Origin of the sequence: Lysinibacillus parviboronicapiens (genome assembly GCF_003049605.2) — a bacterium.
GTDB lineage: Bacteria > Bacillota > Bacilli > Bacillales_A > Planococcaceae > Lysinibacillus > Lysinibacillus parviboronicapiens.
The window spans coordinates 4,507,237-4,529,565 of sequence record NZ_CP073713.1; the positions used below are offsets into that span (position 1 = coordinate 4,507,237).

25 protein-coding genes and 2 other annotated features are annotated in these 22,329 nt (G+C 38.1%); of the genes, 6 read left to right on the forward strand and 19 right to left on the reverse strand.

The annotated features are described in order from the left end of the window. The first annotated feature begins 171 nt into the window (after positions 1-171). Positions 172-432: a binding site (T-box leader), on the forward strand. A gap of 146 nt (positions 433-578) precedes the next feature. Next, positions 579-713, reverse strand: coding sequence for a hypothetical protein (locus C9J31_RS24090; RefSeq protein WP_274520164.1), 135 nt, complete (start codon positions 711-713; stop codon positions 579-581). 69 nt (positions 714-782) lie between these two features. On the opposite strand from C9J31_RS24090, the gene C9J31_RS21800 reads away from it, so the two are divergent. Further along, positions 783-2,354, forward strand: a complete 1,572-nt coding sequence (locus tag C9J31_RS21800; protein WP_107948716.1) for a 2-isopropylmalate synthase — start codon at positions 783-785, stop codon at positions 2,352-2,354. Between the two features lie 92 nt (positions 2,355-2,446). Here C9J31_RS21800 and metG read toward each other — a convergent pair whose 3' ends face one another. The 5 genes from metG to C9J31_RS21825 form a co-directional block, all read right to left on the reverse strand. Further along, positions 2,447-4,081: a methionine--tRNA ligase gene (gene metG / locus C9J31_RS21805; RefSeq protein ID WP_107948714.1), complete on the reverse strand. Its 1,635-nt coding sequence runs from the start codon at positions 4,079-4,081 to the stop codon at positions 2,447-2,449. Between the two features lie 126 nt (positions 4,082-4,207). Then, positions 4,208-4,462 (reverse strand) — a binding site (T-box leader). Between the two features lie 141 nt (positions 4,463-4,603). Next, complete coding sequence (locus tag C9J31_RS21810) at positions 4,604-5,248, reverse strand: HAD hydrolase-like protein (protein ID WP_107948713.1); 645 nt, start codon at positions 5,246-5,248, stop codon at positions 4,604-4,606. Positions 5,249-5,419: 171 nt separating this feature from the next. After that, positions 5,420-5,845, reverse strand: coding sequence for a FosM family fosfomycin resistance protein (fosM, locus tag C9J31_RS21815; RefSeq protein ID WP_107948711.1), 426 nt, complete (start codon positions 5,843-5,845; stop codon positions 5,420-5,422). A 123-nt stretch (positions 5,846-5,968) separates the two neighbouring features. Then, a complete protein-coding gene (gene rsgA, locus C9J31_RS21820; protein WP_107948709.1) occupies positions 5,969-7,042 on the reverse strand; it encodes a ribosome small subunit-dependent GTPase A in 1,074 nt (357 codons plus the stop codon). A 304-nt stretch (positions 7,043-7,346) separates the two neighbouring features. Further along, on the reverse strand, positions 7,347-7,508 hold the full coding sequence (locus C9J31_RS21825; RefSeq protein ID WP_167395935.1) for a hypothetical protein: 162 nt from the start codon (positions 7,506-7,508) through the stop codon (positions 7,347-7,349). Here C9J31_RS21825 and C9J31_RS21830 point away from each other — a divergent pair. Together C9J31_RS21830 and C9J31_RS21835 are read left to right on the forward strand one after the other, a co-directional pair. Further along, positions 7,489-8,571, forward strand: coding sequence for a type III polyketide synthase (locus C9J31_RS21830; protein ID WP_107924063.1), 1,083 nt, complete (start codon positions 7,489-7,491; stop codon positions 8,569-8,571). The two genes, C9J31_RS21825 and C9J31_RS21830, sit on opposite strands and share 20 nt — an antisense overlap. A 1-nt stretch (position 8,572) precedes the next feature. Further along, a complete protein-coding gene (locus C9J31_RS21835) occupies positions 8,573-9,115 on the forward strand; it encodes an isoprenylcysteine carboxyl methyltransferase family protein (protein WP_107948707.1) in 543 nt (180 codons plus the stop codon). Positions 9,116-9,212: 97 nt separating this feature from the next. On the opposite strand, the gene C9J31_RS21840 is transcribed toward C9J31_RS21835, so the two are convergent. Then, complete coding sequence (locus tag C9J31_RS21840; protein ID WP_107924061.1) at positions 9,213-10,406, reverse strand: GTP-binding protein; 1,194 nt, start codon at positions 10,404-10,406, stop codon at positions 9,213-9,215. 161 nt (positions 10,407-10,567) lie between these two features. On the opposite strand from C9J31_RS21840, the gene rpmG reads away from it, so the two are divergent. After that, positions 10,568-10,717, forward strand: coding sequence for a 50S ribosomal protein L33 (rpmG, locus tag C9J31_RS21845; protein WP_107924060.1), 150 nt, complete (start codon positions 10,568-10,570; stop codon positions 10,715-10,717). A gap of 223 nt (positions 10,718-10,940) precedes the next feature. Here the strand turns inward: rpmG and C9J31_RS21850 are convergent, their stop codons facing one another. The 4 genes from C9J31_RS21850 to C9J31_RS21865 all read right to left on the reverse strand — a co-directional run bounded on the left by C9J31_RS21850 (position 10,941) and on the right by C9J31_RS21865 (position 13,474). Then, the gene (locus tag C9J31_RS21850) at positions 10,941-11,786 is read right to left on the reverse strand and encodes a coiled-coil domain-containing protein (protein ID WP_107948705.1); all 846 of its coding nucleotides are present in this window, start codon (positions 11,784-11,786) and stop codon (positions 10,941-10,943) included. Between the two features lie 14 nt (positions 11,787-11,800). Beyond that, the gene (locus C9J31_RS21855) at positions 11,801-12,103 is read right to left on the reverse strand and encodes a hypothetical protein (RefSeq protein ID WP_107948703.1); all 303 of its coding nucleotides are present in this window, start codon (positions 12,101-12,103) and stop codon (positions 11,801-11,803) included. Next, on the reverse strand, positions 12,096-12,671 hold the full coding sequence (locus C9J31_RS21860) for a hypothetical protein (protein ID WP_107948701.1): 576 nt from the start codon (positions 12,669-12,671) through the stop codon (positions 12,096-12,098). Before C9J31_RS21860 ends, C9J31_RS21855 begins: the two co-directional genes overlap by 8 nt. Before the next feature lie 164 nt (positions 12,672-12,835). Continuing rightward, positions 12,836-13,474: a BMQ_0737 family morphogenetic spore coat protein gene (locus C9J31_RS21865; protein ID WP_054768311.1), complete on the reverse strand. Its 639-nt coding sequence runs from the start codon at positions 13,472-13,474 to the stop codon at positions 12,836-12,838. Between the two features lie 247 nt (positions 13,475-13,721). On the opposite strand from C9J31_RS21865, the gene C9J31_RS24405 reads away from it, so the two are divergent. Both C9J31_RS24405 and C9J31_RS21875 read left to right on the forward strand, forming a co-directional pair. After that, positions 13,722-15,260: a hypothetical protein gene (locus C9J31_RS24405; RefSeq protein WP_107948699.1), complete on the forward strand. Its 1,539-nt coding sequence runs from the start codon at positions 13,722-13,724 to the stop codon at positions 15,258-15,260. Positions 15,261-15,497: 237 nt separating this feature from the next. Next, positions 15,498-16,124: an exosporium glycoprotein BclB-related protein gene (locus tag C9J31_RS21875; protein WP_054768654.1), complete on the forward strand. Its 627-nt coding sequence runs from the start codon at positions 15,498-15,500 to the stop codon at positions 16,122-16,124. 140 nt (positions 16,125-16,264) lie between these two features. Here the strand turns inward: C9J31_RS21875 and C9J31_RS21880 are convergent, their stop codons facing one another. From C9J31_RS21880 to C9J31_RS21915, 8 genes are all read right to left on the reverse strand, one after another. Further along, a complete protein-coding gene (locus C9J31_RS21880) occupies positions 16,265-16,777 on the reverse strand; it encodes a YfiT family bacillithiol transferase (RefSeq protein ID WP_107924055.1) in 513 nt (170 codons plus the stop codon). Between the two features lie 109 nt (positions 16,778-16,886). Beyond that, positions 16,887-17,360: a DUF4871 domain-containing protein gene (locus C9J31_RS21885; RefSeq protein WP_107948697.1), complete on the reverse strand. Its 474-nt coding sequence runs from the start codon at positions 17,358-17,360 to the stop codon at positions 16,887-16,889. Positions 17,361-17,424: 64 nt separating this feature from the next. Continuing rightward, entirely contained in the window at positions 17,425-18,075 is a 651-nt protein-coding gene (locus C9J31_RS21890) for a hypothetical protein (RefSeq protein ID WP_107924054.1), read from the reverse strand. Positions 18,076-18,248: 173 nt separating this feature from the next. Then, positions 18,249-18,494: a hypothetical protein gene (locus tag C9J31_RS23880; protein ID WP_238602066.1), complete on the reverse strand. Its 246-nt coding sequence runs from the start codon at positions 18,492-18,494 to the stop codon at positions 18,249-18,251. A 144-nt stretch (positions 18,495-18,638) separates the two neighbouring features. Then, positions 18,639-19,418: an alpha/beta hydrolase gene (locus C9J31_RS21900; protein ID WP_107948695.1), complete on the reverse strand. Its 780-nt coding sequence runs from the start codon at positions 19,416-19,418 to the stop codon at positions 18,639-18,641. Further along, on the reverse strand, positions 19,408-20,214 hold the full coding sequence (locus C9J31_RS21905) for an ABC transporter ATP-binding protein (protein ID WP_054768657.1): 807 nt from the start codon (positions 20,212-20,214) through the stop codon (positions 19,408-19,410). Before C9J31_RS21905 ends, C9J31_RS21900 begins: the two co-directional genes overlap by 11 nt. Positions 20,215-20,225: 11 nt before the next feature. After that, positions 20,226-21,257 (reverse strand): FecCD family ABC transporter permease, encoded by a 1,032-nt coding sequence (locus C9J31_RS21910; protein WP_274520161.1) that lies wholly within the window; start codon positions 21,255-21,257, stop codon positions 20,226-20,228. Continuing rightward, positions 21,250-22,257 carry a FecCD family ABC transporter permease gene (locus tag C9J31_RS21915; RefSeq protein WP_107948694.1) on the reverse strand — a complete coding sequence of 336 codons (1,008 nt, stop codon included), beginning with the start codon at positions 22,255-22,257 and terminating at the stop codon, positions 21,250-21,252. Before C9J31_RS21915 ends, C9J31_RS21910 begins: the two co-directional genes overlap by 8 nt. Positions 22,258-22,329 lie beyond the last annotated feature (72 nt).

A 22,329-nucleotide genomic window follows, 5' to 3' on the forward strand; every position in this document is an offset into this window, starting at 1 on the left:
AATTACTTTATTGGTAGTAATCAAGGGATATAAATTCATGCAAAAACATTATTATAATTTAAATTTCTTACTACTGTTTTGGTTAAACCCCATTAAAACAGAAAACAAAAAATTTTTAGAATATTGTTGACAGAATAACAATATCCAAGTATTATTGCTTTCAACAACACATTGTAGGCCTAGATTGGAAATAGTAGAAATGCCTGTGTACTTGTAGAGAGCCGGTGGTTGGTGTAAACCGGTAGGCACACATTTTGAACTCGTCCATGAGCTACTCCCTGAACTATAACTTCGTCAATGGACGTCGCTAAAGTAAGGGATGTCGGATTCCCCCGTTATAGGGATAAACAGTGATAGCTGTTGATAAGGGGACTTTTTCTGTAAAGAAAAGGTCAATTAGAGTGGTACCGCGAGCAAAAACTCGTCTCTATATTTTATATAGAGACGGGTTTTTTTATTTTTAAAGCAGAGAGGCACATTAATATCCGACTACCTCTGGGCATAGAGTGAAACTTCTATCAGTGGGAATTTCTTTATTCCCACTGATTGTTAGCTGAACCAATTGTTAGCTGAACCAATCAGGCTTTTACGGTCAGTTGATTGCCTTTGTATGGCATCTTACGGACCGTTAATGCGGGATAGAGTGAAACTTCTATCAGTGGGAATTTCTTCATCTCATCGCCACTGACAGGTAGGAAAACCGGTGGAGGCAATCAAAATAACCTCTCAGATGTGGCTGCTCAGCTTAAAATATTTTAATTAAACAAAAGGAGTGTTTGAAAATGGGAAGAAAAATTTGGGTGTTTGATACAACTTTACGTGATGGCGAGCAAGTACCAGGAGCAAAACTGAACTTATACGAGAAAGTAGAGATTGCACAGCAACTCAAAAAATTAGGCGTCGATATTATCGAAGCTGGTTTCCCTGCTTCATCACAAGGTGACTTTGATGCCGTGAAAGCCGTGGCGCAAAAAGTCGGTAACACAAATGATATTATGATTACAGCTTTAGCGCGTGCCATACAGGCAGATATAGATGCTGTTTATAATGCTGTAAAATACGCTGAAAATCCAATGATTCATATGGTGCTTGGCACTTCTGACATTCATGTTGAAAAGAAATTTAGTAAATCCAAAGAGCAAATTCTTCAAATTGGTATAGACGCTGTAAAATATGCAAAAACACTATTACCGCAAGTCCAATATTCAACAGAGGATGCATCTCGCTCTGATTTTGAATACCTGTGGAAAACGATAGAAGCGGTCATGAAGGCTGGCGCAACGATGATTAATGTGCCTGACACAGTTGGTTTTGCAGAGCCCGAGGAATTTGGAGCGATGATTTATAAACTAAATGACCGCATGAAAAATCTAAACGACAGTGTTCTGCTAAGTGTCCACTGTCACAATGACCTTGGTATGGCAACTGCTAATACACTTGCTGCCATTAAAAATGGGGCTGACAAAGTGGAATGTACAATTAACGGCATTGGTGAACGCGCTGGGAATGCCGCACTAGAAGAGGTAATAATGGCATTAAAAACACGCAGTACGGTCTACAATGCTCAAACACGCATCAACACAAAAGAGATTATGAATACATCACGCCTTGTATCAAGCTTTATGGGCTTAGATGTACAGGTAAACAAAGCAATTACTGGAGACAATGCATTTGCCCATTCATCAGGTATTCACCAAGATGGCCTGTTAAAATCTCGTGATGCCTACGAAATTGTGCACCCTGAAGACGTTGGATTAGACGACATGGAGCTAGTTCTTACTGCACGTTCAGGTCGTCATGCTGTGAAAAATGCCCTTGAAAAACTTGGATTCTCAAATCTTTCTGCAGAGGAGTTTGAAGGAGTCTTTGAAGGCTTCTTAAAATTAGCCGATGCCAAGAAAGAAGTATATGACCATGATTTATATGTAATTGTTGAAAGCTATTATGAAAAGCACGATGCCAATCATGCCAATGCTACTCATTATAGCGATCAATTCTTTGATTTCGCAGATCTGCAAGTCGTCAGCAATGCCAGCTTCCCATCTGCAAGCGTGAAAATTCATAAGGGTAGCGATGTATTGCAGGCGAGTGCAGTCGGTTCTGGTCCAATTGACGCATTGTATTCTGCCATCGCGGAAATTACAAAAATTGATGTGAAGCTAGTTGAGTACAATATTAATAGTGTGTCTCGTGGTAAAGAAGCACTTGGTAAAGTAAAAATCACCATTGAACACGAAGGTGAAAAGTATATCGCCAAGGCAGCGGATACAGATATTTTAAAAGCAAGTGCCCTTGCCTATATCAATGCTATTAACAGTATCGTTGTGGCAAAATTAACCCCTGTTATGAATTAGCTCTTGAAGAGTGAACCACTATTCACAAAGCTGAAAACATCATTAAACATAGAAAAGCAGTACGACGAGAAGGGTCATACTGCTTTTCTTATTTATTGACTGTCATTTACTAATTTTTGATATTCCTCTTCAATTAAACCAATATCAAGACGGTCAAACAGTGGTGTTACCTCTCTAATGTCAGTTGGCAGTTCCACTTGCTCATGCCACATTACTTCCTGTATGCCTAACACATCTCGAATTTTCCCAGCCGAAAACGGTAGAAATGGTTGCAGTAGCTGACTAAGATTGGCAATAATGTAGACGCATGTTGCAAGTGTTTTATTTCCTGCCTCCACGTCTTCGTTGACTTGCAACCACGGTTGTTGCTCATCAAAATAGCGATTTGCTGCGCGAACGTATTCAAAAATCGCCTCTAAAGCCTGCTTAAAATGCCCCGCTTCAATATCAATTGCGGCCTCACTAAACAAGTGAATGGTCTTCTTTCTTACAGCTCCATCCACCTCAGCCTGAGGGACTTGACTGTTAAAGGACTTTTCTAAAAATTTCAATGTACGATTGACAAAATTACCATATGCGCCAAGTAGCTCACCATTATGACTATAGATAAATTCGCGCCAAGAAAAATCAGTATCACGATTTTCTGGTGCATTCATTGTTAAAAAATAGCGGATTGAATCTGCATCATAGCGGCTTAATATATAAGGAACCCATACAGCCCAATTTTGACTGGTCGATAGTTTTCGTTTCTCTAATGTTAAATATTCATTCGAAACAATATGTGTTGGTAATGCCTTTGCCCCTATACCCATTAAAATAGCGGGCCAAATAACAGTATGGAATGGTATATTATCTTTGCCATGTATATAGTACGAAATTGTATCTTCATTCCATAAGTCCTCGATGGCCACATCGTGCTGTTGAGCCCATTCAATACTTGCAGTTAAATAACCAGCCACAGCTTCTATCCACACATAGATTTTCTTTCCTTCAAAACCAGGTACTGGTACGTTTACTCCATTCGGTAAATCCCTTGTTACTGCACGATCAGGTACACCTTCGGACAAATAACGCTCTGTTAAAGCTAACGCATTATCGCGCCAACGTTTCTCCAGCTTTGCCTCAGCTAAATAACTCTCAAGCCTTCCCTGAAATTGACTGAAGGTAAAATAAAAATGCTCTGTCTCTCGAATTACTGGCTCATTCCCACAAATTTTACAGCGCTTATCGATTAAATCAAGCGGATCTAAAATTTCCGAACAATTATCGCACTGATCTCCCCGCGCCTTCGCACCGCAATTTGGACAAGTTCCTTCTACAAAACGATCAGGCAAAAACTGCTTATCCGTGTCACAATATGCCTGCTCAATCTTCTTCTTATATAAATAATTATTCGTTAATAATTGTAGAAAAATTGTCTGCACGGATTCATGATGGTGCTTAGCATCGGTTCTTGTATACAGATCATAGGTAAACCCTAGCTCCTGAAAACATTGTGTAAATTCATCATGATATCTATTGGCAATAGCCTGTGTCGTGGTGTTTTCCTGCGCTGCCCGAATTGATATAGGCGTACCATTACAGTCACTACCAGAAACATATAAAACTTTCTCGCCTTTTTGTCGGTAATATCTAGCCAAAATATCACCAGGTAATAATGCAGCAATATGACCTAAATGCAAAGAGCCATTTGCATATGGCCAAGCGCCGCCAATAATAATTGTCATCCTAAGTTGCTCCCCTCAAAAATTGTGTATAAACTTCCCTTTGGCATATCTAGTGCATTGCTCTGACGCAAATAACATCTGACACGGCCGCAAAATAAAGATAAAAAAAACGCCCTAATCATTACTGATTAGGACGAGTATACCCGTGTTACCACCTATATTTACAAATAGCTCAAACTATTTGCCTCAATCAGTACATCCACATATAAGAGATACTGCTGCTGTTGTAACGAGTGCCCATCTCGTCGTAGCCTACTTGCGAAAGCTTTCGGTACGAAGCTCAAAGGTCATTTTCAAATGGGTTCATTTACCTCATTTCCACCAGCAGAGGCTCTCTATTAAATGCTTATCCAATTTACTTTTCCTTCTCAACGCTTTTCTATAGATTGGCACCATTTTACTCTTTTCCCTCATAATTTGCAATGCAAACATTTGAAGATAAAAATGCTAGATGTCGATAAACCGACGAAATTTCTCGATAAATTTTAAAATGTTCGCGATAAATGCTAAAGGTTTTTAAAATCAGTTTAGTACAGTTGGCAGTTCCTTTAAATCATCTATGACCACATTTGCTTTTTGCAATTCACATTCCTGTGCAAAATCAAAGCGTACACCAACTGCGAGAAGGTAATTATCTTGTGCCGCTTGAATATCCGAAGCACGATCTCCAACAACTGCTCCGTGTTGAATGTTATTTTCTTCGATTACTTTACGAACCAAATGTGATTTATGACCACTTGAAATGGATTGAATACTATATGTGCCTTTAATAAAACGATCTAGCTGATAAGTTTCAACAATGGCTTGTAAATACTCGATTTGACCATTACTTGCTATGTATAAATTATAGTCTTCGACCAAAGTCGCAAGAATTTGCTCTGCATTAGGATACAGTGCACCTTTACCTTGCCGTATCTGTTCAATAAGTTTTGTATGGAACAGTGCATTACTTTCTTCACGAACCTCCAAAGAATGCTCAGGACATAATGTTTCCCATACAACTGGTAAAGGAACACCCATAATTTCACGATACGTTTCGATTGGTGTATCACCTTGCCACAAGCTCTTTGCTCGAAGCACATCAAAAGTCGCTGTAAGTGCTGGTTCCAAGATGAGATTCGTTTGAAATAAAGTACCATCCATATCAAAAATAATTGCTTTTTTCATAAAGTCACTCCTTCGTATTTACATAAATCTAACCATATAATGTTGTTATTTTAGGGAAGGTTCGTTTCTTATATTTCCACATTTTAATATAGTTGTCATCAATCTTTTGTACTTCGCAAATTCGTTATAAATCAAAAGCGTCTCTTAATGGTCAGAGACACTTATTTTTTATTATTCATCAAAAAACTCCATATGCTGTTTTTCATTTTTATAATACTCTAATCTATCTTGCAAAGTACCTGTATGAAATTCAAACTTATGACCATCTGGATCAGTAAAGTAAATGGATTTTTTATCTCGTACATCTCGCTGTCTTCCTTGCAAAATATTGACATCATAATTGACAAGCTTATCATACGTTTTATCGAAATCACGTTCATGGATTGAAAATGCTATATGTGTATACGACTGATGAATTTCATTGCGCGGGATATCCTTCTCTACATTTAGGGCAAGCCATAGCCCGTTAAGATCAAAATAAGCTGTGTTTTTACCTTTCACTAATAATTTTGCATCAAAGATATGTTTATAAAATGCTATGGAATTATCTAAATTAGAAATTGAAAATAATAAATGATTGATATTTTGTATCTGCACCTGCTGTCACTCCTATATATTCATTCTAGCGGCTATGAACATATGCTATACGCCTATTTCTTATAGGCGTTTTAAAAAAATAAGAACACAGATATTTTCATTGATATCTATGTTCCTTCATGATTATTTCTTTTTACCTTTCTTCAAGCCCTTCGAAATTTGCTTCCATTTACGCTGCTCATTTAATTTTGCCTGAGTATTTGTTTTACGCTCCATAAATGCGAGTTCCTTTTGCAATTTAAAGTAGCTCCGTAGACGCGAATTTTCGAGTACTCCATCTATAATCGCTTGCTGAACTGCGCAATGCGGCTCCTCTTGGTGCGTGCAATCTCGATAGCGACATGTTGCTGATAGTTCTTCAATATCTTTAAAACTTGAAGATAAACTATCTCCTTGATCCCATAATTGCAGCTCGCGCATTCCAGGCGTATCAATTAAACACCCGCCACTAGGTAATACGATTAACTCACGATGTGTCGTTGTATGGCGACCTTTTGCATCGTCCTCTCGAATACCCGAAACCTTCATAAGTTGCTTACCACAAAGTGCATTCGTTAATGTAGATTTACCAGCACCGGAAGAGCCAAGTAATGCACCTGTCACTCCCTCAGTAAAAAGGGCATGAATATCTGATAAGCCTTCACCTGATAATGCACTAGTCACAACAACGTCTACACCAAACGCGACAGACTCGACCTCACGCAACATATTCTCAACATCGTCACATAAATCGGCCTTTGTCAGTACAATAATTGGCTTCGCACCTGAATCCCAGGCAGCGATTAAATAACGTTCTAAACGACGTATATTAAAATCTGCATTTAAGCTCATCACAAGAAGTACAATATCGACATTGGATGCTACAATTTGCTCCGTTATTTCTCGACCTGCAACCTTGCGCGAAAAGACAGACTTTCGTTCAAATAGTTTATGAATTATCGCTTTTTCCTCGCCTGCCATTTTCTCGACCAACACCCAATCCCCAACGGCTGGAAAATCTTCTCGTGCTAGCGAATTATAAGCTAAATGACCAGCAATCGTTGCTAACCATTCACCTTCTTCAGCCAGCACACGATAAGCGTGCTTATGCTCCAAAGTCACTCTTGCTGGAACACAATTAGCTAATTTTGACTCCTCGTTAAATGCAATCATTTGCTCTTCAAAATATGTTAAAAATCCTAAAGTTGTTAAATTCAATTTGTTTTCCTCCTGATATATGCATGTTATTTACACTTCGGCCTATTTGTGCACAAAACATCTATGCATCAACCGAAGCTTTATTTTTCCAGTGTCTAAAAAACCTTACTAGCGCTGAAACAATAAAAAACCTTGTAACTGCAATTCAGCAGTTACAAGGTTTCACAGGCACGTTCAAGGGAAAGTACAAGTATGCTTATTTTTGTAGAAGTCTAACTAGCTACAAAACAAGGTCAACATGTAAATTTTAGGCGTGTGAAATTGAACAAACCGAATTGCAGTACGTTAAAAACAGATCTATTCATCATGTCACATCACCTACTTTCCAATTAATTGTTTCCAATATATCGAAATCTTTTGAAATTGTCAAATCCAAATTATCAAGCATGTAACCACTCCCCACATGCATACAATGACTAAGACCACTTTGCAAAGGAGATGTTGGATTGTCGAAAATCGTTTCCATCAGTACATATCAACCACCTTATACTTTATATCAGGCAAATGCTGAAGAGCTAACAAAGGAACTTTTTTATAAAAAAATCCCAAAATTAGAACGTTATTTAAAAGTATTTGACAGCGGTGGTATTGAGTCTCGCCATTTCTGTGTACCAGCTGAATGGCATCGTACTGAGCATACTTTTGAAGAACGTAACAACTTATATATTGAACTGGCAACAACATACAGTGTTGAAGTTATACAAGCCTGTTTACAAAATGAAGCTTTCTTAGAAACACCGATTTCTCCTGAGGAAATTGATGCGATTATTTTTGTTAGTAGTACGGGCATTTCAACACCAAGTATTGATGCCCGCGTTATGAATCAACTGTCCTTTTCAGACAGACTAAAGCGCATTCCACTTTGGGGTCTTGGTTGCGCTGGTGGAGCAGCGGGTGTCAGTCGAGCCTATGATTTTTGTCAGGCACATCCCCAAGCAAAAGTACTTGTTGTTTGTGTCGAACTTTGCAGCTTAACCTTTCAGCCAAATGATTTTTCAAAAAGTAATTTAATAGGTGCCTCTCTATTTGCCGATGGTGCCGCATGTATTCTCGTTTGTGGGGATGACGTTACAATACCTACAAAAAAGCCAACACCTTCTATACTTAATACTGGTTCTAAATGGATGCCAGATTCTGAAAATGTAATGGGCTGGAATATCAAAAACAACGGTCTACATGTCATTTTTCAGAAGAGTATTCCTTCTATTATTACGAAATGGCTTGGCCCATTCATCGAACAATTTTTAGTAGAACAACAGCTATACAGTGAACAACTCAATCATTTCATCGCTCATCCAGGTGGCAAAAAAGTATTGAAAGCCTACGAGGACACACTGTATCTTGCGGAACAAAAAACCGACATTTCTCGGGAAATATTACGTTGTCATGGGAATATGTCATCTCCTACCGTGTTGTATGTATTAGAGCAGTTTATGTTAAACGAAGGTCAAGTAGATGATGTTGGTTTGCTCGTCGCTCTCGGTCCCGGCTTCTGTGCGGAAGCTGTATTACTTAAATGGAGGGAGTAGCATGTTTTTTTATATTATCTTGATTCTTGTCATTCTACAAAGATTGACAGAAGTCTCTATAGCAAAACGCAATGAAAAGCGGATGATTTCGCAAGGTGCGTATGAAGTGGGGATATCGCATTATCCCTATATGGTGGCCATGCATGTCAGTTTTTTTCTATTTTTAATTGTCGAAGTAAGCACGAATAATAGTGGACTCTCGCCCTTATTCCCATTATTTTTTTTATTATTTATTGCCGTGCAAGCATTACGAATCTGGTGCATCCATTCACTAGGGCCTTTTTGGAATACAAAAATTATTATTTTAGCCGGTGCGGAAGTTGTACAAAAGGGGCCATATACATTTATGCGCCATCCTAATTATGCTGTTGTATGTTTGGAAATTCTATTACTACCAATTATGTTTCAAGCTTACTTTACAGCGTTTTGCTTCACACTATTAAATATTACAATGCTTTCCGTACGTATACCTATTGAGGAAAAGGCCTTGCGTGAAGCAACAAACTATAACAAGATATTTAAAAAGGAGCTACCTCAAAAGTAATTTGAGGTAGTTTTATATTGTAGAAGCCTATCTATAACCATTTCGATCAAAAGAAAGAGTAATGGTAATATGGAATGGTACAACCTAATTAATTTCTCTAACTCCATTCCCAATTGAATGGATCTTTTAAATTCTCCCATGGTTCATTTAATTCTTTATCAGACAAGAGACAAGCGTCGAGCTCTTGTATAATTGCCTTTTTATCTAAATCAATACCGATAATGACGAGTTGTGTCAAACGATCACCATATAGCGCATCCCAATCCTTTAATACTTCCGGGCTTTGTAAAAAGACATCTTGCTGTTGTGCTTCAGGTAAAGCTGCCACCCAATAGGAAACAGGCTCGATTTTTGCGGAGGAGCCAGCCTGTGACAGTAATAATGCCACTTCCTGATGTTTTGCGCTCCAGATAATTCCTTTAGCACGGACAATAGATGCTGGCATATTGTCACACCATTCCACAAAGCGCAGTGGGTGAAATGGCTTTCTACGCTGATAGGTGAACGAAGTGATGCCATACTCCTCCGTCTCTGGTGTATGATTTTCATGCCCAAGCTCTAATTCTTTTAACCAACCAGCAGATTCAGATACACGTTCGAAGTTAAAACGTCCTGTATTTAAAATTTCTGCTGGCTCTATAACACCATTTTTTGTCCGAATTAATTTGGCTTCTGGTTGTAATGCACGTAGAATTCTTTCTAATCTTGCAAGCTCAACCTCTGACACTAAGTCACATTTGTTCAGGACAAGGACGTCGCAAAACTCAATTTGGTCAATCAGTAAATCCGCAACATCCCGCTCATCTAATTCACCTACTGCTTCCTTACGTGCTAACAGACTCTCTCCTGATTGAAAATCATGCCAGAAACGATTGGCATCAACTACAGTCACCATTGTATCGAGCCGACAAAACTTTGTGAGGTCAATATCAAGTTCCTCATCCAAATAGCTAAATGTTTGTGCAACTGGAATTGGCTCACTAATGCCTGTCGATTCGATCAAAATATAATCTATATTTCCAAGCCTTGCGAGACGCTCTACCTCTTGCAGTAAATCTTCACGTAATGTACAGCAAATACAGCCATTTGATAGCTCTACAAATTTTTCTTCAGTTCGTGAAATGCCACTCCCATTCGCAATTAACTCAGCGTCAATATTGATTTCGCTCATATCATTGACAATCACTGCGACACGCAAATTTTGCTCATTTTGTAGGACATGGTTCATCATGGTAGTCTTCCCTGAACCTAAATAACCACTTAAAACTGTAACTGGAATTTTCTTTGTCATGTTCTTTAACCACTCCCAAATCGTAATCATTACTATTTATATTTTGTAATTAAAGCACAAAGAATGTTAATATGCAACATTCTTTATTTTTTATTGACAAAGAAAAGCAAAAATAATATCTTGTAAAGCGTAATTATTACTATTTGAAAGGAGGCGTTGTTATGCGTGTACAAGTTACACTAGCCTGTACTGAAACAGGAGATAGAAATTATATCACTACAAAAAACAAAAGAAATAACCCTGAACGATTAGAACTCAAAAAATATTCACCTCGTTTGAAAAAAGTTACCTTACACAGAGAAACAAAATAAAGTAAAACAGATTATGTGCCCCATCGAAATCAGTTGCACCGTTACTTACGGGTAGTTAACTCACCTCATCACTCTACTACCCGCTCTTTGAAGGAAAAATTTTATAATTATATGCATATAAAAGGACTATTGCAAAAGTGTCCATCATAACTTTTGCAACAGTCCAATCGTTGTATGAAAATTATAGTAATAGAATTTTCTCTAAGCATAATACATTTCCCAATTACATTGTTCTATTGACTTCTATTTCAATAGCAAGCTGATTCAACTTCTGTTCTAAGTCATCAAGAATACGCAATTTAGCATCTAACTGTCCTTCGAAACCTACAGATTGATCTAGTATCTTTTTTACTTGGGCATCTAAGTCAGAAAAAACTTGAGAATTTAGAATGTTTTTTCCACTTAAAAGGGAAGGGTTACTCTTTGAAAGAAGTTCAATATGATGATTTAATTCAGCTATTTCGTTCAAAAGTTTATCATTTTCTATTCTTTTTTCTTCTATCTCTTTTACTAAATAGTAATTGATATTATCGGACCCACTCAGTTCTCTACGAGTCGTTCCCAATTCTTCAACAATATTTTCCATTTGTTTGTTTGTTATTTCCGTAAAATCAATTAGCTTATTTTCTAGATTTTCGATAGCAGTTTTATAATCTGCCACCATGACTTCCTGCCTCTCCTTTTTAAATGACATCAATTCGTCCTCTGCGGCCTTTAGCGCTCCCATTAATTGGTCATTTTCCATGCGCAAATCATTTTTATCCTTCAAGAGAGCCTCAATTGAAGAAACATGCTTCTTTCGTTGAATTTCTCTCATCTGAATATCTTCTTGATATTGCGTTGCTTCTTTTTCTAATTCTCTCTTTAACTTGATGAGCTCCAGTGTAAGCTCTTTTTCTCGGTTTGTTAATTGGACATTCTCTCGTTCTAGCCGAAGTACTAGTGAATAATAATCGCTATCTCTAAGTCTTTCCACTTCATTCTTATACTTGGCTAATTCTGCTCTTAAAAAAATAATCATTTGTTGTAGCTGAATAGGGTCATTATTTCTAACGCTCTCATTATCCACATTGGTACCTCCTATCACGTAATTTCTCTAAGTAAATCAATGATCTCTTCAAATTGCTTTTGGTTAGTGTCCATGATGTCGTCAAGCTGTTTTAAGATCAATAATTCAAATTCTTCATCTGCTATTTCACTCTTACCACGGCTTTCTCCCGATAACAGATAGGCTAACAGTAAATTCAGTGTAGTTTTTTCTAGAAATGCAAAACTATTATCATTCACCTTGCCATTATCTGGTGATTTATTACGCTGTTCTTTCAAAAATTGGTGGATGATGTGTTCCATTACAACATCTTGCTCCTTGTCATCTAACTCACTCATTTTCATCCTCCTGTCCACGACTGATCCCATTGAGATTGATAGGATTTAAAACAGCAACCCCCTCTTTTAGCTGATCGCAATATGTAAACCCCATAATTGTTCCTGAATAAGATAAATTATGTGACCATTTAATCTGAAAGTTTGAAAATGAAAGGGTTTCATTAGGCTCAAGAGATGTTTTTTCTAATGGCTTAAGCCAAAATTCTTCATTACTTGATTTATCATTTATTCGTTCCCAACTGGTCGGCCCTTTTAAATTTTGTTTGAAGTGTTCATACACATAGCGTCCTGAGAAGGAAAAAGGAGAATCTTCGGGTAATTTTATACACAAATATGGATTTGTGAGTGGCTGATTGCCAATGTTTCGAATGTGGAACGAACCCAAACATAAGCTCTCCTGTTCAGCATCATAAGAAATATTGAACGAAGAAGTGAAATAACTAATAATGTTTACCGTATCAGGAATAATGAGTTCCTCAACCATCTTTTTAATTTCATTGACGTATAATTCTGTTTGTTCTTTTATTTCATTAATTTTCTCTTCTACATTCGTTCTGCCAGTTTTCACAATTACGGCCTCCTTTTTTTGTATAGGATATTTAACCAAATACATTAAAGTACAACTATCGAGGCGCCTGCCCCTAGTTAATCCGCCAGCACTGCCCTAAACAGAAAAAAAAGAGAGGATTACCCTCTCTTCAAGATATGACTTTTTGTTATGCGTTAGCACTATTAACCGCCAGTTGGGAAAATAATAGAGCATTGCTTTGGACGTACTGCAGTTGGGCATGAGAATGGTAAATCTGCTCTTGGTTCGCAGAAAGTTGCTAAGAATTCTACAGTAACTGGGAAAGTAGATTGGATACTTTGACAAACAGCTACAGTAATTGTTAACGCAGAAAACGTGATTGTACCTGTTCCAGCTGTAAGTGTTCCAGTTGTACATACGAAGCAATCTAAATCCGTATATAAAATTTCTACATCTGTCCCTTTAGGTGCACATAATGTAACTTGCTCACAGCGTGAAACCGGGATTTCTGTGCTTGTGAAAACAGTACCAGTAGGTAAAGTAACAACAATCGTAAGAATGAAATTCTTTTGGATGTTTAAATGCTGTAGACAAACTGTTGATCCATCAATAGAGAATTGGCGATTCTCACGGTTCAAGATAACAATTGGATTTGTAGCTGCTGGAATTACTCTACATGTAACTGTTGCACCCGTCAAAATAGTCCCTGGTGTTACGCCTGGGAAAGTAATTGGTCCTGTAGGAGAAATATCAAATGACATTTCCTTTACAATCCAGTCATATACCTTATCGACATTTATACAAATTAGTTCCTGCGCCTGGGATGGCATAATATCTTGCATCCTTTTGACACCTCCATAAGTTTTTTATCTTTCGTTTGTAGCATATGTATTCTAGCTATAAGTGCATGGGCTAATAAATAGTTCTGCATGATATTTATTAAAAGTCACACATATCGTTATGCATCATGTTTACTTACAAAGGACTCCTTTTAAAGAGGAACTTAAATGTTGAAAAGGACCGGTGTATTTGTAACAGAAAGACAATATTTTTAATAAAATATTAAAGGACTGAAAGGGGTGAAATGCAATGGAAGACTCTAAATTGTACTCCACTCAAGAAATTGAAAAATTAAAACAGAAAATCAACTCCTACAGGGAAACATTAACTTCATTAAAAATGGGGACGTCAATTGAAGATTTTCTATTTATGAAAAACGAGTTTGATGGACTAAAAACGCAAATGGCACATTTGGAAGGGCTCACAGAAACATTAGATGATAAGCAAAATTCACACATCAGGGGATATGAGGATCAAATAAAGCTGCTATCGACACAAATTGAGTCCTTGAATCAAACCATTGACGAAATGAATCAAGAAATTTTTACAGTGTTAAACCGATTACTAACAATTGAAGTTAATGAAGCTCCAGCCACATTAGCTGCACCTACCATTGAAAAAAATTCTCCTACGACGACAAACACTTCACAAAGGCATCCTAGAATCACACAGACACCAGACCAATCCACTATTACATCAAAACAGCCATCTTATAAATTGCTCCAGAGTTTGGCAGGAAAAGCAACAACGATGCAATTAACTTTAAACAATGGAATACCTTCTACAGGAAATGACATACAGGGAAATAAGCCCGAAGAACGTCATTTTAATCAACAATACTTTCAATCGATAAATACGCACCCAAGCCAAATCTATAATGGCCTATACAGAAATACCACTGTAGAATCAACCTTCCATTTTAAAAAGGCTACTGACGCACAGGAAATACCCGTTAGTATTTACGATCCTAAAACTGTTTTGCCTGCTATTAACAACGAATCCATCGATAATAACGTCTTAAATTCTTCTATTGTTAATGAATCTGTCAATGATGTAGCATCTGAAAAAACACATGAACCCGACGACCATGTGAGTACTCAGCAAGCTATTGAACCTGGCGACCATGTAAGTGCTCAGCAAGTTATTGAACCTGACGACCATGTGAGTGCTCAGCAAGCTATTGAATCTGACGACCATGTAAGTGCTCAGCAAGCTATTGAATCTGACGACCATGTAAGTGCTCAGCAAGCTATTGAACCTGACGACTATGTCAATGCTCAGCAAGCTATTGAACCTGACGACCATGTAAGTGCTCAGCAAGCTATTGAACCTGACGACTATGTCAATGCTCAGCAAGCTATTGAACCTGACGACCATGTAAGTGCTCAGCAAGCTATTGAACCTGACGACTATGTAAGTGTTCAGCAAGCTATTGAACCTGACGACTATGTAAGTGTTCAGCAAGCTATTGAACCTGACGACTATGTCAATGCTCAACAGGTGAATGCTTCTAGCAATGATGCCATTGCTCAGCAAGTTCACGAACCGGGTCACCATAAAAATTTTGAAAAACTAAATGAACCTGTCTATTCCGATAATTCTTCTGCAACCGCAGCACATGATTTTAAAGTTTTTGAAGCTACATCAGGGGAAGTCGACGAAATTCATCTGCCACTTGAAGAGGTAAACAAGCAACCTGACCTTATAGCAGGGCCAACTGTAGAAGAAAATAAGGAAAATAAGAAAGAAAAGAATTCGTTTTTCAATTTCTTTAGAAAATGGAGTTAACTATAAGTTGTGGGGTATAGGGCATAAATACATGAGATCAACACTAATTTTTTAAACCGTCCAATATGTACAAAAAATACGTATTGGACCTTTTTATGGCTGTTTAAGGAACTAATCTAGTGATAGGAGCCTTCTTAAATAAAGCCTGTTTTCAAATATAGTAGCCACTATGAAGATATTTGCCCTCCCTCCCCATTCTTAAATGAATAGAATAATGAAGAAAGGGGGTGTAAAAAAATGTGTGCAAATAATTTTATGAATCATGGTGGTTGTGGTTGCTCATCTAGTTGTAATAATGAATGTAGTGCACTTGGACCTTTTGTAGCGATTGATGCTGCATGTATTCTTCCGCCTCAAGCAACTGGCTCTATCATTCCTTTCTCTTCTGGTATCACAACTGTTATTTTGGCATCATTAGCTACTGGTTTAATTACTGCACCTAGTTTAATTGGATTCGGTACTGCGATTCCTGGTCCAACAATTCTTGGTAATACTATTGACTTATCGGGTGTTGTAACAGAAGCTTTTTCAGTTCCACGACCTGGTAATATTACGGCTATTTCTGCTTCATTTACAGCAACACTTGGTGTTACGCTTGTCGGTACAACTACTGTAACTGCAACAGTTTACCGCGCTCCTGCTGGAAGCACTCTGTTCACAGCTACAAGTGCAACTGTAAACTTAGCACCAGCCTTTACTGGTATAATCGCTGTAGGTCAAACTGCATTCGCTTCTGCAACTGTACCACCAGTTCCAGTCGTGACAGGAGACCGCTTATTAATGGTTTTCTCAATTACAACTGCTGGTGTTACTGTTATCCAAACATTAACTGGAACAGCAAGCGCAGGTATTACTATTGAATAACAACTGATAAATCCTACTACATTAATAATTGAAAAATCTTATACACAAAACTAATCCTATAAATGTAGTTTTGTATTTAAAAACAAAAAAATAGGCGACTTCTTTCACAAGAAGTCGCCTATTTAGTATTTCATACTATACTAGTTTGCTAAAGCAATGTGAATATGTGCAAGATGATGCTTTCCATGCCATGCATATAAGGCAGTCGCTTTTTCAAGAGTCATCAATCCTGAATCTGGATGATTAAAGGCGCGTTGTAATTGTTCCTCTGTTAAGCTTGTCAGTAAATAAACCCAACGCTCATGCAAACTTTCAACCATTTTATAGGATGTCGCTACGGGCATTTCACAATCTGGTAGTTGTGCCCAATGTTCTTCATTGTAGGGCTTAATGGTCGGTGTATCTTCAGTTAGTGCTAGCTTAAAACGGATATAGCTATTCATATGACTATCCGCAATATGATGGACTAGCTGCGATACTGTCCAACCTTTCTCACGGTAGGATTTTGCTAATGATTGTTCACTTGCACCACTTAGTGCCTCTGCTAGTTGTCTTGGCAATAGACGAATATCCTCAATCCACACCCTTACTTGCTGTGCTGTTATGACTTCTGGAAATTGAAATATGCCAATTGGATATCGTAAATCGTTCATTTAGCTCTCCCTCGTTTCTATTTAATCAATATATTACCGATTCATAAGTTTTTTGCCATAAACTTTTATTACCTTTACTAATTTTATTTAATCTGATGTTGTTGTCAATTTACTCATTAATTTCATAAATCAACGTATCGAATAATTTTTCATTCACATAAAGCAATATTGCCCATTCACCTGGCTTGGGAATTATAACTCCGGATGGCATATGTGCATCTGCTCCGTTATTGGGGCCTCCTACTCCTATTGTCCAACCATCCACTAAAATTGGCTGTACTGTTGCAGACTCCTTATGAAAGCCGACGATCGTTAACTTTGTATCATAAATATTTTCAATGCCCCAAAGATGCCACATCCATTTATAGGTTGTTAAGCCAACACCAATGACACCCGATTTGTTTTCATTACCGATAATACCCCTATCCCCAAATTCAACTGCCTTCTTATCCCACTCAATGTTTTCAACATCTCTTAGTTGCACAAAATCAGGAATATCTTCTGGTAAAACGATTGTCTTTTCATTTTGGACACACCCAACAGCGACTAACAAGATGCCACATAAAATAAGAAATTGCTTCATGTCATCACTCCCAATCCCTCTTTCTTTATGAAACGATTGATTGGTACAAATTGTTACAGAGTGTTTACCCGATTTTTAATTGATCTAAAACAGTGCTCACAAGGGCTTGTAGCGGATGCGTAATGGCTATCGCCATTTCTTTTTCAAATTGCTGTGCAGCCGCTACCATAGATAGCTGTGCAACCGAAATTAACTGTGGTTGCCTTAAAGTTTCATGGAGAAAACGTAAGATCGCCTTATTATATGCTTCTTTTTGCCCCTGCATAATCAGCTCAAATGTATGATCTATCACTTTTGCCTCAACTTTTATAGACTTTTCTTGTTGCTTGGCAAACTGCTGAAGTCTTGCCATCGTGCCCTCTACAGTTGCAGGATTCGTAAAGAGGATCGTTTGATGTTGGTCGTTATTACAAATGGTTTCAAAATAAGGCTCATCAATTTTAATAATGGGAACTGATAGTGATAACTGTTCATCCTTCATAAGCGCAATGTAATTTGTACACGTTATTAAAATACCATCAACATCACAACCCGCTATCCACTGCAATTGCTCTTTGACCTTAGGAGACAACCCTTCAGCCCCCTGGCTCACTCGTTGCATAAGCCCAGGATCAACAAAATGTACAAGCTCTACCTCTTCAAAATTACAAAATGCTTGCTCAATGTAGTCAATATTCGAATAATGGGCATGCAAACAGGCTAATCTTTTCTTCAAGTTAAATCCCCCTAAGTGGAAAGTTCCTTTGCCATAGCGATGTTGTTGCAATTTTCCACAATTTCTTCTTTTGTAATAACATAGCCTAGTGAACAGTATAATTCAATATTTCTAGGTACGCTCACTCGAACTTTACATTCACATATTTTTTCCCTTGTGTACGTGCATATCTTTCAAGTTCTACGATTAATGCTTTGGCTAATCTTTGACCCTGTTGTTCTGGAATAACAGATAAGGGAAAGAAATACATCCCCCTCATCATTTTCTTTAAATCGCACCGTTGCAACTAGCTGTTCCTTTATATAGCTAATAAATGCTTGTTCTCCCAAATTTAACGCCTGTTCAATAGAAGCCACCGTTTCACTTAATGCACTCGATGGCGGTGTTGCATGTTCATACTCTTTAAACGCCTGTAACATTACTTATGAATAATCGAAGCATCCTTTATATCTGCTAGTACTATGTCCATGATACGCACAGCCCTTTTGAGATTAAATATTCATTTTATCGTATATTTAAACATAATTAAACCGCATTATCAATAGATAATGCGGTCATTCTTGTTAATTTTTATTCACAAAACGTATTGCTCTACTCATGACAGTAGGCACGACTGATGCATGATTTTCATCCAATGCCTCATAAAAAGCGATATCCGTTATATTCTCTAGATCACCGACAATTTGTCGGGCATCATCTACCATAAATGTTTCCAGTTCACCGACGCCAATAAATAATCTTTCCGTGACAGCTGCTTGCTCTTTCACAAACTTTGCAGTGCAAGGTAATAATTCATGATCATTCCACCAAATCGATGGGCTGATTGCTATATAACGCTGGAAGCTTGTTCTTTCATGAAATAATTGCCACAGCACATAATAACCTGCTAATGAATGACCAAAAAGTGTTTGTTGGTGTACATCAACCTGGAATTGAGCCTGAATACTTGGCTTTAACTCCTCTGTTAAAAATCTGTGAAAGTCCGCTGCCCCACCATGCTTATCATAGCCCTTCCCTTTAAATCTTGCTGGGTAGCTATATTCTTTTGCGGGTGCAGTAAAGTCATAAAAGCGTCGTTCTTGCATATCTTCTCCATGGCAAATTCCGACAACAATTGCCGGATTTACACCCGTCTTAAGTGCATTGCGACTCTGTAGGCGCACCGCTTCTTTTACTAAATGAAAATAAGATGAGCCATCTAACACATAATAGATAGGGAAGCCCTCTTCCGGTGCCTGTCCCTGTGGCACATGAATGTAAACTGTATATTTATAATCAGTGAACTTCGAGCTAATTTGATAGCTCGAATAATCCAGTGTTCCTTCTAATTTCTCAATGCTCATCTGTTGGCTCCTTCAATATGTCATAACCATAGCACACAGGAGTTTTTGTTGCTGGGTCTTCCATGATACGTGCATTAATATGAAATACCTTGCGCATCACATCCGCACATAAAATTTCGTTAGGCGTACCCATTTCGATAACAACACCCTGACGCATTGCTATTAAATGATCTGAATAACGTGCGGCATGATTGATGTCATGTAAAACCATTACAATTGTACAACCATGCTGTTCATTCAAGCTATTGACAATATCCAACACCTCTAATTGATGGGCCATATCTAAATAGGTCGTTGGCTCGTCTAGTAACAAAATACTTGTCTCTTGTGCTAATGCCATAGCTAACCACACACGCTGGCGTTGACCACCTGAAAGCTGAGCTAGCTCACGATTACGAAAATCAAGTGTATTCGTGACAGATAGTGACCACTCAATCATTTCTTCATCCTTCTTCGTTAAGCGATTGACATTGTTACGATGTGGATAACGGCCATAGGCAACAAGTTCCTCAACTTTTAACTGTCCAGGTGCAACAGGCGTTTGCGATAAAATAGCAAGCTTTTTAGCAATATCCTTGGACGATAAATTTTGCATATTTTGCTCCTGTAAATAAACAGTCCCTTGCTGTTTCTTTAAAATCCGACCAATTGTTTTCAATAGTGTTGATTTACCACAACCATTCGGCCCAATGATTGTTGTTACTTTTCCTTCTTCAATCGATAAATTTAAGCCTTCAAACACACGAACCTGCTCATAGCCAGACGATAAATTTTCCATACGGAATGCAGTTTGCATGTTACTTCCTCCTATGCCTTTGATTTCACTAATAAATATAAGAAATACGGTATGCCGATAATGGATACGACAATACCAACCGCTAACTCAGATGGTGCAAATACCGTTTTTCCGATAAAGTCTGCGATAACAAGCAAGCAAGCGCCAATTAGTGCACTCGCTGGCATTACATAGCGATGCTGAATACCGACAAGCTGTTTCGCTATATGAGGAGCCATTAAACCGATAAAGCCAATACTACCTGATACGGACACACACGCACTCACTAAGCCGACACTCGCTAATAACAGCTTGATTTTCTCTTTCTCCACCGCAATGCCTAAGCTCGTAATACTATCTTCTTCTAGCTGAAAATAATCCAGTAAATACGATTTTCTATAGACATAAAAACCTAGTATTATCAGCCATGGCAGCATAGCCGCAACAAAAATCCAGTTCGCATTATAAATAGAGCCAGCCATCCAAACAGCAGCAGATTCATAATCCTGCGCATTCATTTTTAATGATAAAAACAATGATAATGCCCCAAAGCCACTGTTAATGGCTATACCTGTTAATATCAGTCGTTGCATATCTAAATGACCATTTTTAAGTGCAAACGAAAAAATGAGTGCAGCTGCCATCGCACCTCCGACAAAGCCGAACATAGGCATCATTAAAATGGATACCCAGCTACTCATATCCGCTGTTACGAGATTTAGTTGGAAGAAAAACATGAAAATGACAACGGCTGCACCAGCCCCAGCATTAATACCTAAAATCCCAGGATCTGCTAAACCATTACGGGTAATGCCTTGTAATACTACCCCTGCCATCCCTAGTCCGATACCAACTAGTGCTGCGATAACGATACGAGGTAAGCGAAATTCAAAAATAACTAAATCAAATTTAGGGTTCGGTTCAATACGTAACAATGTTTTTACTACATCGATGACAGACATATCAAAGACACCATTTGTAATATGTAGATAACTAGCACCTACTATAAATAACATGAGTATAAAGATTGTTAAGACAAATACACGTGAGGTATTTTTATGCACGTTTTTCACCTCCGTGCTTACGAATTAAGTATAAGAAGAACGGAACACCAACTATTGCCGTTAAAACCCCGATTGGCGTTTCCATTGGGTAATTAACATAACGGCTGAGAACATCACAGAGCGCCAAGAAAAATGCACCGATTGCTGCTGCGCAAGGAATTATAAAGCGATAATCTACACCGACAAGGAAACGTGTAATATGGGGTATTACTAGCCCTACAAAGGCTATTTTTCCGACAAGCGCCACTGCCGTCCCTGTTAAGCACACAACAGCTAACATGCTAATAATTTTTACTGCTTTCGTTTTTTGACCGAGACCTAAGGCAATATCTTCACCTAATGAAGTTATGGTGATAGCTCTTGCTGATAATAAAGCTAGAACTAAACCAACGAGTCCAAATGGAATGGCTAGCAAAAGCATATCAATATCTACGGTATGTACCTTTGTGTTATACCAAACACTTACTGTTTGCGACACTTGGAAATACATCGCAATTGCTGTAGCTATACTGCTCAAAAATGTACCTATTACCGTTCCTATAATGGCAAGCCTTACTGGTGATAGTCCATTTCGAATGAGGGAGCCAAAGCCAAATACTATCCCAGCTCCCAATGCCGAACCAAGCATTGAAAGTAAAATCATTTGATAATTAGGAAGTCCTGGGAAGAATACGATTGCTAACGTGATGACAAATGCTGAACCATCATTAACACCCATCAGTGAGGGTGATGCTAAATAATTTCGTGTAATACCTTGCATAACTGCGCCAGCTACTGCCAAAAATGCACCCACTAGTAATACCGCCGCTATTCTAGGAATACGGCCTGTACGAATAATCTGGTGGTCGACATTCGAAGGGTCAAATGCTATTATTGCCTGCCACACCGTTAATGCACTAATATCTTTTGTACCGTACATAACTGAAATTAACGCCACAATTGTAATCAAGAATGGGGTAGCTGCTAATATAGCAAATGACACAATATTTGTTTTTTTCAACTTCCACACCTTTTTCTATTTGAACTCTCTCTTACAAAAGGCTGGTAATAGCCCGGTGACACCACCAAATCT

Coding starts and splice junctions, on each gene's coding strand:
- C9J31_RS21800 (WP_107948716.1), top strand. CDS start 783: ATGGGAAGAAAAATTTGGGTGTTTGATACAACTTTACGTGATGGCGAG.
- metG (WP_107948714.1), bottom strand. CDS start 4,081: ATGACAATTATTATTGGCGGCGCTTGGCCATATGCAAATGGCTCTTTG.
- C9J31_RS21810 (WP_107948713.1), bottom strand. CDS start 5,248: ATGAAAAAAGCAATTATTTTTGATATGGATGGTACTTTATTTCAAACG.
- C9J31_RS21825 (WP_167395935.1), bottom strand. CDS start 7,508: ATGGAAACGATTTTCGACAATCCAACATCTCCTTTGCAAAGTGGTCTT.
- C9J31_RS21835 (WP_107948707.1), top strand. CDS start 8,573: ATGTTTTTTTATATTATCTTGATTCTTGTCATTCTACAAAGATTGACA.
- C9J31_RS21840 (WP_107924061.1), bottom strand. CDS start 10,406: ATGACAAAGAAAATTCCAGTTACAGTTTTAAGTGGTTATTTAGGTTCA.
- rpmG (WP_107924060.1), top strand. CDS start 10,568: ATGCGTGTACAAGTTACACTAGCCTGTACTGAAACAGGAGATAGAAAT.
- C9J31_RS21855 (WP_107948703.1), bottom strand. CDS start 12,103: ATGAGTGAGTTAGATGACAAGGAGCAAGATGTTGTAATGGAACACATC.
- C9J31_RS21865 (WP_054768311.1), bottom strand. CDS start 13,474: ATGCAAGATATTATGCCATCCCAGGCGCAGGAACTAATTTGTATAAAT.
- C9J31_RS24405 (WP_107948699.1), top strand. CDS start 13,722: ATGGAAGACTCTAAATTGTACTCCACTCAAGAAATTGAAAAATTAAAA.
- C9J31_RS21875 (WP_054768654.1), top strand. CDS start 15,498: ATGTGTGCAAATAATTTTATGAATCATGGTGGTTGTGGTTGCTCATCT.
- C9J31_RS21880 (WP_107924055.1), bottom strand. CDS start 16,777: ATGAACGATTTACGATATCCAATTGGCATATTTCAATTTCCAGAAGTC.
- C9J31_RS21885 (WP_107948697.1), bottom strand. CDS start 17,360: ATGAAGCAATTTCTTATTTTATGTGGCATCTTGTTAGTCGCTGTTGGG.
- C9J31_RS23880 (WP_238602066.1), bottom strand. CDS start 18,494: ATGTTACAGGCGTTTAAAGAGTATGAACATGCAACACCGCCATCGAGT.
- C9J31_RS21900 (WP_107948695.1), bottom strand. CDS start 19,418: ATGAGCATTGAGAAATTAGAAGGAACACTGGATTATTCGAGCTATCAA.
- C9J31_RS21905 (WP_054768657.1), bottom strand. CDS start 20,214: ATGCAAACTGCATTCCGTATGGAAAATTTATCGTCTGGCTATGAGCAG.